Here is a 13,898-nt window from a genome sequence, read left to right as displayed (position 1 = left end):
TCAGCCATCCCGGGATCCATCGTAGTAGAAGTCCTGCGGCAATCCGTTGCCGGAGCCGACGAGGCGCTCGCCGCCGAGCCGCGACAGCACGGCGTAGAGCTTCAGCGCGTCGGTTCGCTCGGCCGTCACCGGCCTGCGCGGCGTGCCCGCCAGGAATTCGCGCTTCAGGGATTCGAACGTGGCGTCGTCCTTGGCGTCCATCAGCGGGCGCACGAGGTCCCAGGTCGCGGGGTCCGAGGCCAGCATGTCCTTCGCCGCCCGCGAAGCACGGTAGAATCCGGCCACCGCCGCGGGCTTCTCCGCGACGGTGGTGGAGTGGAACAGGTAACCGATCAGCGAGACGTCACCGCCCGCACCGAGCGCGCGCATGATGTCCTCGGCGCGGATCAGGCGGCGGAAGCCCTTGGGTTCGAGCCGCGCGCAGTAGGTCCAATAAGTCAGGGCGGCGTCGAGCGCGCCCTGTTCCAGCTTGAGGGTGATGAGCGGGGGCGCGCCATAGGCGATCTCGCATTGCTTCTCGAGATCGATTCCGGCCGCGTCCCGCGCCTGCGCCTTCAGAAGCAGCCAGTTCTTGTCGAGCGGACCACCCGCCACGCCGAACTTCTTGCCCGCCAGATCCTTCAGGCTCTGGATCTGGCTATCCTTCGGCACCATCACGGCGCCCTCGGAGGTCGAATAGGGGATGAAGCGCAGTCCCTGGCCTTCGTTGCTGAGCCGTGCAGCCCAGAGCAGGTCGCCGATGATCGTATCGACCTGCCCCCCCACGAAGCTGATCCGCGCGGCATCGTTGCCCGCGAGCTTGGTGGCCTCCAGGGTGAAACCGTTGGCCGTGTCGAGGCTGCGCGCCTTGATCACCGCCGCCTCCCAGGTGGAGGTGCCGAACGGCAGGCTTCCGAGCCGGATTACGGGGAGGTCGCCCGCATGCCCTGTTCGGGCCGCGAACCCGCCGAGCAGGCCGGCGGCGAGCATCGCACGCCGTGACAGCATGAGCCGTTCCTCCTCCGGTATTCCGGCGGTTCCGGTGGTCACCGGTCCACCTTGGCAAATTAGCCTCGAGCCGAGAGCCCGGCCAAGCGGCCTTTCACGGCAGCCTTGGGCACCGCCGGGGGCGGGCGCCATTGCCAAAAAGGTCATAGGGCGCACGAGTGGGCTCGTCCACCGGGTCGGGACGACCTTGCACGCGGCTGGCGTGCCGGGCACCTTTCCTGGCGACCACGATGACGGAGGAAACGGAATGACCGAGCGGCGCGAAGGAGCCATGGACGAGGCGGCGGTGGAGGCCCGGCTCAAAGCCGAGCTCCCCTCCTGGCGACTGGAGGATGGCTGGATCCGCCGCACCTACAAGACGGCGGGCTGGAAGGGCACGCTCATGGTCATCAACACCGTGGGCCATCTTGCTGAGGCCGCGTGGCACCACCCGGACATCACCGCGTCCTACGCCTGGGTCGAGGTGCGGCTGATGAACCACGCCGCGAAGGGCATCACCGATAAGGATTTCGCCCTGGCCAAGAAGATCGAGGAGGTCGTCTCCTGGCAACCCGCCTCGGAAGGGCAGGGGCTCGAAGGAACGCCGACCGATCCGCGCTTCGCCTACATCAAGTACGAGAAGTAGGCTCGTCTATCGTCGCCCGAACAGCCGCTCGATATCGGTGAGCTTCAGTTCCACCGAGGTCGGGCGGCCATGGTTGCACTGGCCCGAATTCGGCGTCGCCTCCATTTCGCGGAGCAATGCGTTCATCTCCTCGGGCTTCAGGCGCCGCCCGGCGCGGACCGAGCCGTGGCAACTCATCCTTGAAAGTACCGCATCGAGGCGTCGTCCGAGGGGGCCGGTCTCCGTCGCCGGGTCGCCGCCCTCTTCGAGCCCGCTGGCATCCAGCGCATCGAGGATGTCGGTCACGAGGTCGCGGAGGCTCGCGCCGATCAGGAGGGCCGGGATCTCCCGGATCAGGACGGCCCCCGGCCCGAACGGTTCCAGGGCGAGGCCGAGCCGCTCCAGGTCTTCCGCGCAGGCGCAGAGCCGTTCGGCTGCCTCCGGCTCCATCTCGACGACATCCGGGATCAGCAGGCCCTGCCGGGCGATGCCCCCGGCCGCGCGCTGCGCCTTCAGACGCTCGTAGACGAGGCGCTCATGCGCCGCGTGCTGGTCCACGATGACGAGGCCGTCGCGGGTCTGCGCCAGAATATACGTGCCGTGGATCTGCGCCCGTGCCGCACCGAGCGGGTGATCCTCCAGGGCCGCCTCCGTCTCGGGCGCGACTTCCGCCTGGGGCGGCAAGGAAGAAGGCAGGCTCGGCGGGGCTTGGAGCAGGTCCTGGACCGCTTCCGCGAGGCCGGGCGTCGGCCGGTAGGCGGGACCGTCATAGCCCGACGGGGCCCCGAAGGAGGGCATGTCCCGCAGGCGCGGCGCGGCGCCGGTCTTGAACAGGCTCGGAGCCGCATAGCCGGTATGGGCGGTCAGGCGCGGCGCGGCGGGGCGCAGGGCCTCGATGGTGCGCAGGCCGCCGGTCGTCGCCGAGCGGGCGCCGCCCCGGCGCAGGGCGTCATGGATCGCGCTGACGACGAGGGCGCGGACCAGACCCGGCTCCCGGAACCTCACCTCCGTCTTGGCCGGATGGACGTTCACGTCCACGAGGTCGGGGGCGCAGGCGATGACGAGACCGAGCACCGGATGCCGGTCCGAAGCCAGGGTATCGGCATAGGCCCCGCGCACCGCGCCGAGGAGCAACCGGTCGCGCACTGGCCGACTGTTGACAACGAGGTGGATGTGGCTCCCGGCACCCCGGTGGAAGGTCGGCAGCCCGACATGACCGGAGACGGCGAAGCCCTCGCGCTGCAGATCGACCGGAAGGGCGTTGGCCTTGAAATCCGGCCCCAGCACCGAGGCGAGGCGCCGCAGCGACGCCTCCTCTCCCGCCTCGGCCGGGAGGACCAGGGGCTGGCCCGCTTCGGTGCGTAGGGTGAAGCGGATGCCCGGCTGTGCGGCGGCGAGGCGGCGGACGATCTCGCCCACGGCTGCGTTCTCGGCGCGGTCCGACTTCAGGAACTTGAGCCGGGCCGGTGTCGCGGCGAAGAGGTCGGTGATCTCGATGCGAGTCCCCCGCGCGGCGGCGGCGGGCATCACCTCGCCCTTGCGCCCCGCATCGACCACAAGGCTCGCCCCGGCCTCGGCGCCCTCGGGGCGGGTGGTGATCGACAGGCGCGAGACCGCACCGATGGAGGGCAGGGCCTCGCCGCGAAAGCCGAGCGTCGCGATGGCGCTCAGGTCGCCGTCGGGCAGCTTGGAGGTGGCATGGCGCTCGACGGCCAGTGCGAGATCGTCCGGGCTCATTCCGCGCCCGTCATCGACCACGCGGATCAGTCGCCGACCGCCGCCCTCGATGGTGATCTCGATGGAGCGCGCGCCCGCATCGATGGCGTTCTCCACCAATTCCTTGACGGCGGAGGCCGGGCGCTCGACCACCTCGCCCGCAGCGATGCGGTCCACGAGGACGGGGTCGAGGCGGCGGATCGTGGCGGGGGCGGCTGACATGTCCCGCGACGATACCCCCTGGAGGACGTGCGCTCCAGGGGACGAAGTGGTCTCAGGCGTAACGGCTCGATCCGCCGAGGCTGATCCGCGCCGAACCGCTGACCCGCGTGCCGTGCGTCGGTGCGGCGTAGGGACGGCGGGACAGGTCGTAGAGCGCGTTGCCGATCAGCCCGCCAGCGCGGCGGAGGCTCGTGCCGTCGCAGGTCGCGGCGATGCGCACGCCAATCTCGTGGGTGTGGCTGCGCCCGTAGAGCCAGACCGCAAGCCTGGCTCGTGTCGACTCGGGAATCCCCTCCACGAGGTCGGGGAGATCGCCCGGCGTCGCCCGTGCGAGGCGGCCGACCGTCTCGGGTGAAACAGGGCAATCCAGGGTGGGGTCGTCGAAACTGCGGGAGCGAGCAGGGGCCATCACGTCACCGATCGTTTTGATGGTGAATGATGTGAATCGATTGGTTAACGAAAGGTAGCGTGGCCGTTTTCGCGCGACGCTAGACTTGGCTCCGAACGGGCAAAATCAGCTTTTCGATAGAACTCCAAAACATTCTGGTGCCGGAAAGCAACACAAGCTTGGCCCTAGGGTGTCAAGCGCTGTTGTCAAGGCGTCCAACACGAAGGCAGTCCGCCCAAGGGGCCGCCAGCAACGCGCAAAATCGCGGCGCCGGGCGCCGCGAATCTTCTCCGCGCCCTATAGCGGCTTGCGCAGCATGCGAGCGATGAGCCCCACGATGCCTTCGCGGAACAGCAGCACGCAGAGCACGAAGACGCAGCCCTGGATGACCGTCACCCAGGCGCCGAACTGCGCGAGGTAGGTCTCCATGGTGACGATCACCAGCGCGCCGACGATGGGGCCGAACACGGTGCCCATGCCGCCGACGAGCGTCATGAGCACCACCTCGCCCGACATCGACCAATGCACGTCGGTGAGCGAGGCGAGCTGGAACACGATCGCCTTGGTGGCGCCCGCGAGTCCGGCCAGCGTCGCGGACAGGACGAAGACCGCGAGCTTGTACTGGTTCACGCGGTAGCCGAGCGAGACGGCGCGGCTCTCGTTGTCGCGGATCGCCTTCAGCACCTGCCCGAAGGGCGAGTGGATGATCCGGTAGATCGCGAGCATCCCGAAGAAGAACACCACGGCGACGAGGGCATACATCACCCGGTCGTCGTCGAGGGGGATCGCCCCGAACAGGGCGCCGCGGGGCACGGCCTGGATACCGTCCTCGCCGCCCGTGAACTTCGCCTGCAGGGCGAAGAAGAACGCCATCTGCGCGAGCGCCAGGGTGATCATCGAGAAGTAGATGCCCTGCCTTCGGATCGCGAGCGCGCCGAAGACCAGCCCGAGGAGGGCGGCGGTCGCCGTGCCGAGGAGGATCGCAACCTCGGGCGTCAGCCCCCATATCTTGGCACTGTAGGCCGAAAGGTAGCTCGCCATGCCGAAATAGGCGGCATGGCCGAAGGAGAGCAGGCCGCCGTACCCAAGCAGCAGGTTGAAGGCCAGCGCGAACAGCGCGAAGCACAGCACCTTCATGAGGTAGACGGGATAGAGGACCAGCGGCGCCAGCACGAGCAGCACGGCGAGGCCGATGAAGATCTTGCGCTGGAGTGCCTTGTCGTCCCGGCTTTCCGGCAGGGCGGATGCGATGGGGGCGGCGTCGAGGGCGGCGGTGTCGGCCATGATGGTCGCGCTTTCCGTTACGTCAGGCCGTGCGCCCGAACAGGCCGGCGGGTTTGACGAGCAACACCACCACCATGATCACGAAGATCACGGTTGAGGACGCCTCGGGATAGAAGACCTTGGTCAGGCCCTCGACGAGGCCCAGGGCGAAGCCGGTGATGACCGAGCCGATGATCGAGCCCATGCCGCCGATCACCACCACCGCGAACACCACGATGATGATGTCCGCGCCCATGTTCGGGTTCACCGAATAGATCGGGGCCGCGAGCACGCCCGCGAAGCCCGCCAGCGCCACGCCGAACCCGTAGGTCAAGGTCAGGAACAGGGGCACGTTAACGCCGAAGGCCTGGACGAGGGTCGGGTTTTCGGTGGCCGCCCGCAGATAGGCGCCGAGTTTGGTCTTCTCGATGACGAGCCACGTCGCGATGCAGACGGTGAGCGAGGCCACCACCACCCAGGCCCGGTAGTTCGGCAGGAACATGAAGGGCAGCCGCTGCCCGCCCGAGAGTTCGGACGGGATGGCGTAGGGCAGGCCCGACACGCCGTACTGGTTGCGGAACAGGCCCTGGATGATCAGCGCCAGACCGAAGGTCAGGAGCAGGCCGTAGAGATGATCGAGCTTGTACAGCCGCGCGATCAACACGCGTTCGAGGATGACCCCGAACACGCCGACGACGAGGGGCGCCAGCCCCAGCGCCCACCAATAGCCGAGGCCGAGATAGGTGAGCAGCATCCACGCCACGAACGCGCCCATCATATAGAGCGCGCCGTGGGCGAAGTTGATGATGTTCAACAGGCCGAAGATGATCGCCAGCCCGAGCGACAGGATCGCGTAGAACGATCCATTGATCAGCCCGAGCAGCAATTGGCCGAACAGCGCCTGGGTCGGCACCCCGAATATCGTCATCATGGCCGGACTCCCAGACGCCTACACGCTCAGCCCTTGACCAGCGGGCAGTTGCCCTCGCCCAGCGGGCGGAAGACCTGATCGCCGGGGATCGTCTCGAGCTTCTTGTAGAGATCCCACTCGCCCTTCGACTCGGTGGGCTTCTTGACCTCGAACAGGTACATGTCGTGGATCTTGCGGCCGTCGGCGCGCACCACGCCCTTGCCGAACAGCGGATCGTCGGTCGGCATCGCCTTCATCTTGGCGACGGTGGCGGCGCCGTCGGCGGTCGACTTCAGCTCGGCCACCGCTTTCAGGTAGTGAAGCACGTCCGAATAGACGCCGGCATGGTTCGAGGTCGGCTTCGAGCCCTTCATCTGCTTCGCGAAACGGTCGGAGAAGGCGCGGGTCTGGTCGTTCAGGTCCCAATAGAACGGCTCGGTGAGCACGAGGCCCTGGGCGACCTTGGTGCCGAGCGAATGCACGTCCGACGAGAAGACGAGGAGACCGGCGAGGGACTGACCGCCCTCGGTGATGCCGAACTCACCGGCCTGCTTGATCGCGTTGATCGTGTCCGCGCCCGCATTGGCCAGCCCGATCACCTTCGCGCCGGAGCTTTGCGCCTGAAGCAGGAAGGACGAGAAGTCGGCGGTCGGGAACGGCGTCTTCACCGAGCCGACGACCTTGCCGCCGTTCTTGTCGATGACCTTGGTCGTGTCGCGCTGAAGCGTCTGGCCGAAGACGTAATCGGCGGTGAGGAAGAACCACGTGTTACCGCCGCGCTTCACCATGGCGCCGCCGGTGCCGTTCGCCAGCGCCACCGTGTCGTAGACCCAGTGGATCGTGTTCGGGCTGCATTGCGGGCCGGTCAGGTCGGCGGTGCCCGCGCCGGTGTCGATGAAGACCTTGTTCTTTTCCTTGGTCACCTGGCTGATCGCCAGCGCGACGGAGGAGGTCACGCCGTCGGTGATCATGTCGACCTTGTCGCGGTCGTACCACTGACGGGCGATGGCCGCGCCGACATCCGGCTTGTTCTGGTGGTCGGCCGAGACGATCTCGACCTTCAGGCCCTTTTCCTCGGGCTTGAAATCTTCCAGCGCAAGCTTGGCGGCGACCACCGAGCCCTCGCCGCTGATGTCGGAATAGGCGCCGGAGCGGTCGCCCAGGACACCGATCTTCACGGTCGTCTGGGCAGCAGCCGGAACGATCATGGCCACGCCGGCCAGGAAGGCCCCCGCGAGTGCGGCGAGCGGAAAGCGTCCGTTCATCGGTGTCACTCCTTGGCGGCCGTTTCGGCCGGTTGGTCGGTCAAACGAAGGTGTGGCTTGCTCACACGCCGAGATAGGCGTGGAGTTTGTCGAGGTTCGCGTCGAGATCGGCGTTGGCGATCTGGTCCACGACGCGGCCTTGCTCGATCACGAAGTGCCGGTCGGCCAGGGTCTGGGCGAAGCGGAAATTCTGCTCGACCAGGACGATGGTGTAGCCATCGGCCTTCAGCTTCTGGATGGTCCGGCCGATCTGCTGGACGATGACCGGGGCCAAGCCTTCGGTCGGCTCGTCGAGCAGGATCAGCTTGGCGCCCGTGCGCAGGATGCGGCCGATGGCGAGCATCTGCTGCTCGCCGCCGGAGAGCTTCGTGCCCTGGCTCCCCGCGCGCTCCTTGAGGTTCGGGAACAGGGTGTGGATCTCGGCCACCGACATGCCACCGGGCTTCACCCGGGGGGGCAGCATCAGGTTTTCCTGCACCGTGAGGCTCGAGAAGATGCCGCGCTCTTCCGGCACGTAGCCGAGGCCGAGCTTGGCGATCTTGCGCGAGGCCATGCCGATGGTCTCGACGCCGTCATAGACGATGGAGCCGGAGCGCCGACCGAGGATGCCGATGATAGCGCGCAGCGTCGTGGTCTTGCCCGCGCCGTTGCGGCCGAGCAGGGTCACGACCTCGCCCGCCTTCACGTCAATGTCGATGCCGTGGAGCACATGGCTCTCGCCATACCAGCCCTGGAGCCCTCGAACCGCGAGGAGGGGCGCCGTCGAGGCCACCGAAGACAGTTTCTGCGCAGCCTCAGGCATGTCCCGACCCGATGTAAGCCTCGACCACGCGCGGATCCTTCGACACGGTGGCGTAGTCGCCTTCGGCGAGCACCTGCCCGCGGGCAAGCACGGTGATGCGGTCCGAGAGCGATGCCACCACGGAGAGGTTGTGCTCCACCATCAGGATCGTGCGGTCCTTGCCCACCCGGCGGATCAACTCGGCGGTGCGGTCCACATCCTCGTGTCCCATGCCCGCCATCGGCTCGTCTAGGAGCAGCATTTCGGGGTCGAGGGCCAGTGTCGTGGCGATCTCCAGGGCGCGCTTGCGGCCGTAGGAGAGTTCCACCGCCTGCGTGTTCGCAAATTCGGACAGGCCTACCGCCTCGACCAACTCCAGCGCCTCGGCATTGAAGCCGCGCAAAATCTTTTCCGCGCGCCAGAAGTCGAACGAGTCGCCGTGCCGCCGCCGCTGAAGCGCGATGCGGACGTTCTCCATGACCGTGAAGTGCGGAAAGACCGCCGAGATCTGAAACGACCGAACGAGACCCAGCCGCGCCACGTCGGCGGGTTTCAGGCCGGTAATGTCGCGATCCTTATAGCGGATCGAACCTGCTGTGGGTTGCAGGAACTTCGTGAGTAGATTGAAACACGTCGTCTTGCCGGCCCCATTGGGGCCGATCAGCGCGTGGATCGTGCCGCGCTCGACTTGCAGCGCAACATTGTTGACCGCACGAAATCCCTTGAATTCCATGGTCAACCCTTGAGTTGCCAGGATCACGTCCCGTCCCAAGAGCGGCCCTCCCCGCGTTTGTTTGAAGGCTCTATGGACGAACGCGTCTCCTGCCGTCCACCGGTTTCGGTCGGGCGCCCCAAACAATCCACGGCCACTGATACGGAGCCCGCCCTTTAAAGTCGCAGCCACGAGGGATTAAACGAACCCATCGGCCTGATGAAAAGCGAGTGCAGGATGACCGGAGCGGCGAACACGAACGGGATCGACGACGGGCTCGGCACCCTTCAGACACCCTGCCTGCTCCTCGACCAGCGCAAGCTCGCCGCCAACCTCGCGGGCATGCAGGCGCAGGTGTCACGGCACGGGGTCGCCTTCCGTCCGCACCTCAAGACCGCCAAGTCCATCGACGTGGCCCGCATGGCGATGACGAGCCCGAGCGGTCCGGCCACGGTTTCGACCCTCAAGGAAGCCGAGTATTTCGCCGAGCGCGGCGTGACCGATCTGACCTATGCGGTCGGCATCGCGCCGAACAAGCTCGACCGGGTCGGGGAGATCCGCCGCCGTTGGAAGGCGGACCTCGCGGTCGTGCTCGACTCGCTGGTTCAGGCCGAAGCCGTCGCTGCATGGAGCCGCGCGAGCGGGGACCGGCTTCCGGTCTTTATTGAGGTCGATCCCGATGGCCACCGCTCCGGCGTGAAGCCCGGCAACGCCGAGTTGCTGCGCGGCATCGGTGAACGGCTCGCTCAAGGCGCCGCGTTGCGCGGCGTTCTCCTGCATGCGGGCGAGAGCTACGGCCTCTCCGATCCGGAGGCGCTCGCTCATGCCGCCGAAGGCGAGCGCAAGGCGGCGCTTCAGGCAGCGGAGACCCTGCGGGCGGCCGGGTTCGAATGCCCCGTCGTCAGCGTCGGTTCGACGCCGACTGCACGCCATGCCCGGCATCTCGACGGCATCACCGAAGTGCGCGCCGGGGTCTATATGTTCGGGGATCTGGTCCAGGCCGGGATCGGATCCTGCGCCGTCGAGGACATCTGCGTCTCGGTGCTGGCTACCGTCATCGGTCACCAGCCGGAGAAGGGCTGGATCATCACCGATGCCGGGTGGATGGCCATGTCCCGCGACCGGGGCACTGCCACGCAGGCCGTTGACCAGGGATACGGCATCGTCTGCGACCGATTGGGCCACGCTTATGCAGACGTGATCGTCGCTCAAGCGAACCAGGAGCACGGCGTGCTCGCCGTGCGGAAGGGGTCGAGCGCGCAGCTTCCCGAGCTACCAGTCGGCACGCTGGTGCGAATTCTGCCGAACCACGCCTGCGCCACCGCCGCGCAGTACGATCGCTACCACGTCATCGACGGCGAAGGCCGCGCCTCCGCAGTGTGGGAGCGGATCAACGGGTGGTAAGGACCCTCAGAGCCGCTGCCGTCATTGCGGGCGCCAGCGAAGCAATCCAGGGCAGCGGGACCTATTAAAAAGGAGCCTGTCCCTGGATTGCTTCACTTCGTTCGCAATGGCGGAGTGGGGCTGTCTCAGTACTCGATGATGTCTTCGAGTGCGTAGTGCTTCACGGTCTTCCGGTTGGCGATCAGCTCGTCGACCGTCGGCTCACCCTTCAGGGCGCGAGCGATGGCGAGCTTGGTCGCCTCGTAATTGGTCCGGTAGAGATCCTTGCGGTCGAGATTGTCGTCGTCGGCGCAGCGGATATCGAGCCAGATCATGATGATCATGCAGAGGTCATCCAGGCCCTCCTTCGGCAGGATGCCCTCGATGATGCAATCCACGATGGCATCGCCCGTCGCCGCCTGGACGACGCCGCCCAGAAGCTCGACGTAATCGGCGCTCTGGATCGTGACCTTGCTCGTCATCATCGTCGCAGGACGCACGAGCTGGTTGAGGTCGCGCACCACGAACATGCGGGTGTGGCCGACAGCCTGACCCATCATGGAGGCGAAGGCCTGTCCCACGGGACCCTGGGTGGAGCCGATCAGCACCTCGGGCATCGCGTCGGTGTATTGACCCTCTGCGGCCAGCACGGTCGCCTCGCCGGCGCGGAACCAAATCTCTGACATGTCATGCTCCCTTGTCGGCGCAGGGGAGACATCATCCCGCCCACGGCGTCAACGCAAGCCGGCACATGCCGGTCTTGAGGATTGTGGAGAGGCGGGGCAGGAGGAAGTCACGCGGGGTGCCGCGATGATGGGGCGGGACTGGCCATGGCCGAGCAACCAGGACGGGAGGCGAGCTGGAGCCTTCAAGCCAGCGCCGTGCGCGAAGGCGTGCGCCTCGAATTGACCTTGCCCGATCTCGCCGGACATCCCTTGACGGCGGCGGTCGTGCTGGAGCGAGGCGAGGCGAGGGCCTTCGCCCGCGCGCTGCTGGCGGCGGCGGGCGATGCTGCCGAGCGGACGTTTCCGCGCCCCGAGGTCTGAGGCCTATTGCGCCTGAAGGCCGGGCCGACGTCCGGGCAGGCGAGGCACCTTAGCATTGCGGGGCTCGATCGGCGCCGAGCAGGCATAGGCGAACTCGGTCTTGAGCGTGTCGAACACGGTCTCGCCCCGAATGGTGCAGTCTTCCCGGACGGTCTCGTCCAGATAGGCACGCGCGGCGGCGCGGAACCGGCCCACGCGTGTTCCCTCCGGATCGGGGTCGATCCGCAGGTCGTTGATGTTGCAGCCGGTGACCTCGCGCAGGGCATTCGAGACGATGAGCATCCGGCGTTGCTGCCGGTTGTCATAGACCTCGTAGGGCTCCTTGCAGCCAATGGTCACGACCTGCGACGGCAGGCCGACATAGGTCTTGGAGATGTAGGAGAAGCTCGTCGCGGTGCAGGCGCCGAGCGCCGCGACCACCACAGGAGCCGCCAGGACGAGGAGCGGAAGCCGCCGCACGATCCGCCATCCCTCTCGCAACCGGATGTCCCGACCCGTTCGGGTTCCATCCTGAGCGCATTGAACCGCGCCCCGTGGTCCGGTCAAGCTATCTGCGCCTCAGCGCGTGGCGCCATCCCCGCCCTGTGGCCGAGCCGCCACCGATAGGCTGCGCAGCATTGTCAAAACGACCCGCGCCGCCGCCCGGCTCGGCGTATCGTCGCCCGGCAGGATGGTGAGCTCATCCATCCGGTCGAGGGCGGCGATCTGGGCCTCCCGCTCCGGCCCGCCACGCACAAGCGGCAGCAGGGCGTTGGCGAGGTTGTCCGGTGAGCATTCGGCCTGCACGAATTCCGGCATGGCGTTCCGGCCGAGGATCAAGTTCGGCAGCACGATGCTCGGCACCTGGATGAGCCGCCGGGCGATGAATTCCTCCACCCGCGAGACCTTGTAGGCCACGACAGTCGGTACGCCGGAGAGGGCGAGTTCGAGGGTGACCGTCCCAGACGCCGCGAGCGCCGCTCGCCCCGCCCGGAACGCGGCGTATTTCTCGGCTTCCCCGCCGACGATGCGGACCGGCACGTCCCAGCCCTTGGCCAGTTCCTCGATCCGCGCCCGGTGGCGCGACACGGCGGGCAGAACCGCCTCGATGGGTAAGTCCCGCGCAATCCGCGCAAGGGCTGGGCCGAAGACCGGCATCAGACGCTCGATCTCGGAGCGGCGGGAGCCCGGCAGCACCACGAGGGGGTAGGGGGCTCGTTCTCGCCGAGCTTGCGCCGCCGCATCGGGTCGCAACGCGTCCAGACGCTCGATCAGCGGATGACCGACATAGGTGCAGGGTGGTCCGCCGAGGCGGGCATGCGCCTCAGGCTCGAACGGAAGCAGGGCGAGGACGTGATCGATGAAGGGCCGCATGCCCTTCGCCCGCCAGGGTCGCCATGCCCAGACGCTCGGCGAGACGTAATCGACGATGGGGAGCGAGGGCATGGCCTTGCGCACCCGCTTGGCCACAGCATGGGTGAAGCCAGGGCTGTCGATGATGACGAGGATGTCCGGCTTGGCCGCGACGATATCTTCCGCCGTCTCGCGGATTCGCCGCAGCAAGGTCCGCGCCCTGGCGAGCACGGGCAGGTAGCCCATTACCGCCACATCATCGAGGGGGAAGAGGGAGGCGAAGCCTTCCTCCGCCATGGCCTCGCCCCCGACGCCGCCAAAGGTGACGCCGGGAGCCGCCGCGCGCAGGGCCCGCATGAGTTTGGCGCCAAGCTGATCACCGGAATCCTCGCCCGCCACGAGCCAGATGCGGGGGGCGCTCATGCGGGATCCCCTAAGCCGATCACGAACAGGCCGAGCCGGTCGGCTTCGGCGGCGGTGGCGACGCGGTCGATCACCAGAGTGCCTCCGGCCCGGAGGGCAAGCCCGGCACAGCCCGCCGCATGAGCGTTGCGGATGGTGCGCGGCCCGACCGCCGGGAGATCGATGCGAAGGTCCTGTCCGGCCTTAGGCGCCTTCACCAGCACGGTGCCCGCATTGGGCCGCCCCCGCCCGAAGGGTTTGCGCCCGAGGGCGCGGGCGCGCGCAAGCATCTTGTCGGTGCCCTCAGGGCCCTCGACCGCCAGCACGCGATCCCCCGCGACGGCAACCGCCTGTCCGACATCGAAGGGCGAAAGGGCCTTGAGGACGCTCTGACCCGTGGCGATGGAGACCTGCGCCTCCCCATCCGCCTTCACGACGCCGAGCGGGCCTTCCGGGCAGAGCAGATCCGGCGCGGCCTCATGGACACCGAGCACCCGGTGCCCGTTCTCTTCCACCAACGACAGGGCCGCGCGCAGGAGGCGATCGTCGCCACCGCCTGCTATCTCGCGCAACGTATCCCGGTTCCGCCATGCGGCGCCCGCGTTGAAGATCGCCGCCGCGCTCGGACGGGCGACGCTCCCCGCCGGGACCACCACCGCAGGACCCCACGTCTTGAGCAGGGCCAGCGTCGCCGCAAGGTCGAGGAGATCGACCGTGGCATTCGCCCGCCCGCGCAGGGGGCGGCCGGTGAAGCCGCGTAGGGCGATCATGCGGAAGGGCGTGCCCGCCCTGTCCAGCGAATCCGCAACGAGTTCCGGCAGGCGTCCGGCGCCCGCGATCAGGACGAGGTTGCCCTCGCCGGGCGAGACGGCCTCCGGCATGGCGAC

15 protein-coding genes are annotated in these 13,898 nt (G+C 67.7%); 3 read left to right on the top strand and 12 right to left on the bottom strand.

The features are described from left to right. A complete protein-coding gene (locus tag J4O73_RS21765; protein WP_426220810.1) occupies positions 1-987 on the bottom strand; it encodes an ABC transporter substrate-binding protein in 987 nt (328 codons plus the stop codon). 247 nt (positions 988-1,234) lie between these two features. Between J4O73_RS21765 and J4O73_RS21760 the strand changes: the two genes are divergently transcribed. Continuing rightward, positions 1,235-1,612 (top strand): 4a-hydroxytetrahydrobiopterin dehydratase, encoded by a 378-nt coding sequence (locus J4O73_RS21760; protein WP_426220808.1) that lies wholly within the window; start codon positions 1,235-1,237, stop codon positions 1,610-1,612. 6 nt (positions 1,613-1,618) lie between these two features. On the opposite strand, the gene mutL is transcribed toward J4O73_RS21760, so the two are convergent. The 7 genes from mutL to J4O73_RS21725 all read right to left on the bottom strand — a co-directional run bounded on the left by mutL (position 1,619) and on the right by J4O73_RS21725 (position 8,869). After that, positions 1,619-3,529, bottom strand: a complete 1,911-nt coding sequence (gene mutL, locus J4O73_RS21755) for a DNA mismatch repair endonuclease MutL (protein WP_426220806.1) — start codon at positions 3,527-3,529, stop codon at positions 1,619-1,621. Positions 3,530-3,581: 52 nt separating this feature from the next. Further along, on the bottom strand, positions 3,582-3,938 hold the full coding sequence (locus J4O73_RS21750) for a hypothetical protein (protein WP_426220804.1): 357 nt from the start codon (positions 3,936-3,938) through the stop codon (positions 3,582-3,584). Between the two features lie 276 nt (positions 3,939-4,214). Then, entirely contained in the window at positions 4,215-5,201 is a 987-nt protein-coding gene (locus tag J4O73_RS21745; RefSeq protein ID WP_426220802.1) for a branched-chain amino acid ABC transporter permease, read from the bottom strand. 22 nt (positions 5,202-5,223) lie between these two features. Then, entirely contained in the window at positions 5,224-6,111 is an 888-nt protein-coding gene (locus tag J4O73_RS21740; protein ID WP_426220800.1) for a branched-chain amino acid ABC transporter permease, read from the bottom strand. 26 nt (positions 6,112-6,137) lie between these two features. Then, positions 6,138-7,355, bottom strand: coding sequence for an ABC transporter substrate-binding protein (locus J4O73_RS21735; RefSeq protein ID WP_426220798.1), 1,218 nt, complete (start codon positions 7,353-7,355; stop codon positions 6,138-6,140). 61 nt (positions 7,356-7,416) lie between these two features. Next, positions 7,417-8,157: an ABC transporter ATP-binding protein gene (locus tag J4O73_RS21730; protein WP_426220796.1), complete on the bottom strand. Its 741-nt coding sequence runs from the start codon at positions 8,155-8,157 to the stop codon at positions 7,417-7,419. Then, positions 8,150-8,869 carry an ABC transporter ATP-binding protein gene (locus J4O73_RS21725; protein ID WP_426220861.1) on the bottom strand — a complete coding sequence of 240 codons (720 nt, stop codon included), beginning with the start codon at positions 8,867-8,869 and terminating at the stop codon, positions 8,150-8,152. The genes J4O73_RS21730 and J4O73_RS21725 overlap by 8 nt, the downstream gene beginning before the upstream one ends. A gap of 216 nt (positions 8,870-9,085) precedes the next feature. Between J4O73_RS21725 and J4O73_RS21720 the strand changes: the two genes are divergently transcribed. Further along, on the top strand, positions 9,086-10,252 hold the full coding sequence (locus J4O73_RS21720) for an alanine racemase (protein WP_426220795.1): 1,167 nt from the start codon (positions 9,086-9,088) through the stop codon (positions 10,250-10,252). 125 nt (positions 10,253-10,377) lie between these two features. Here the strand turns inward: J4O73_RS21720 and fae are convergent, their stop codons facing one another. After that, the gene (gene fae, locus J4O73_RS21715; protein ID WP_426220793.1) at positions 10,378-10,917 is read right to left on the bottom strand and encodes a formaldehyde-activating enzyme; all 540 of its coding nucleotides are present in this window, start codon (positions 10,915-10,917) and stop codon (positions 10,378-10,380) included. A gap of 144 nt (positions 10,918-11,061) precedes the next feature. Between fae and J4O73_RS21710 the strand changes: the two genes are divergently transcribed. Then, entirely contained in the window at positions 11,062-11,277 is a 216-nt protein-coding gene (locus tag J4O73_RS21710) for a hypothetical protein (protein ID WP_426220791.1), read from the top strand. Positions 11,278-11,280: 3 nt separating this feature from the next. On the opposite strand, the gene J4O73_RS21705 is transcribed toward J4O73_RS21710, so the two are convergent. The 3 genes from J4O73_RS21705 to J4O73_RS21695 all read right to left on the bottom strand — a co-directional run bounded on the left by J4O73_RS21705 (position 11,281) and on the right by J4O73_RS21695 (position 13,892). After that, entirely contained in the window at positions 11,281-11,739 is a 459-nt protein-coding gene (locus J4O73_RS21705; protein WP_426220860.1) for a hypothetical protein, read from the bottom strand. A 96-nt stretch (positions 11,740-11,835) separates the two neighbouring features. Continuing rightward, on the bottom strand, positions 11,836-13,032 hold the full coding sequence (gene lpxB, locus J4O73_RS21700) for a lipid-A-disaccharide synthase (RefSeq protein WP_426220789.1): 1,197 nt from the start codon (positions 13,030-13,032) through the stop codon (positions 11,836-11,838). Then, a complete protein-coding gene (locus tag J4O73_RS21695; RefSeq protein ID WP_426220787.1) occupies positions 13,029-13,892 on the bottom strand; it encodes an LpxI family protein in 864 nt (287 codons plus the stop codon). The genes lpxB and J4O73_RS21695 overlap by 4 nt, the downstream gene beginning before the upstream one ends. Between the last annotated feature and the right edge of the window lie 6 nt (positions 13,893-13,898).

This window comes from Methylobacterium sp. NFXW15 (assembly GCF_049887755.1).
Classification (GTDB): domain Bacteria; phylum Pseudomonadota; class Alphaproteobacteria; order Rhizobiales; family Beijerinckiaceae; genus Methylobacterium.
The sequence above is the reverse complement of the archived record's forward strand: the minus strand, read 5'-3'. Positions and strand labels throughout refer to the sequence as shown.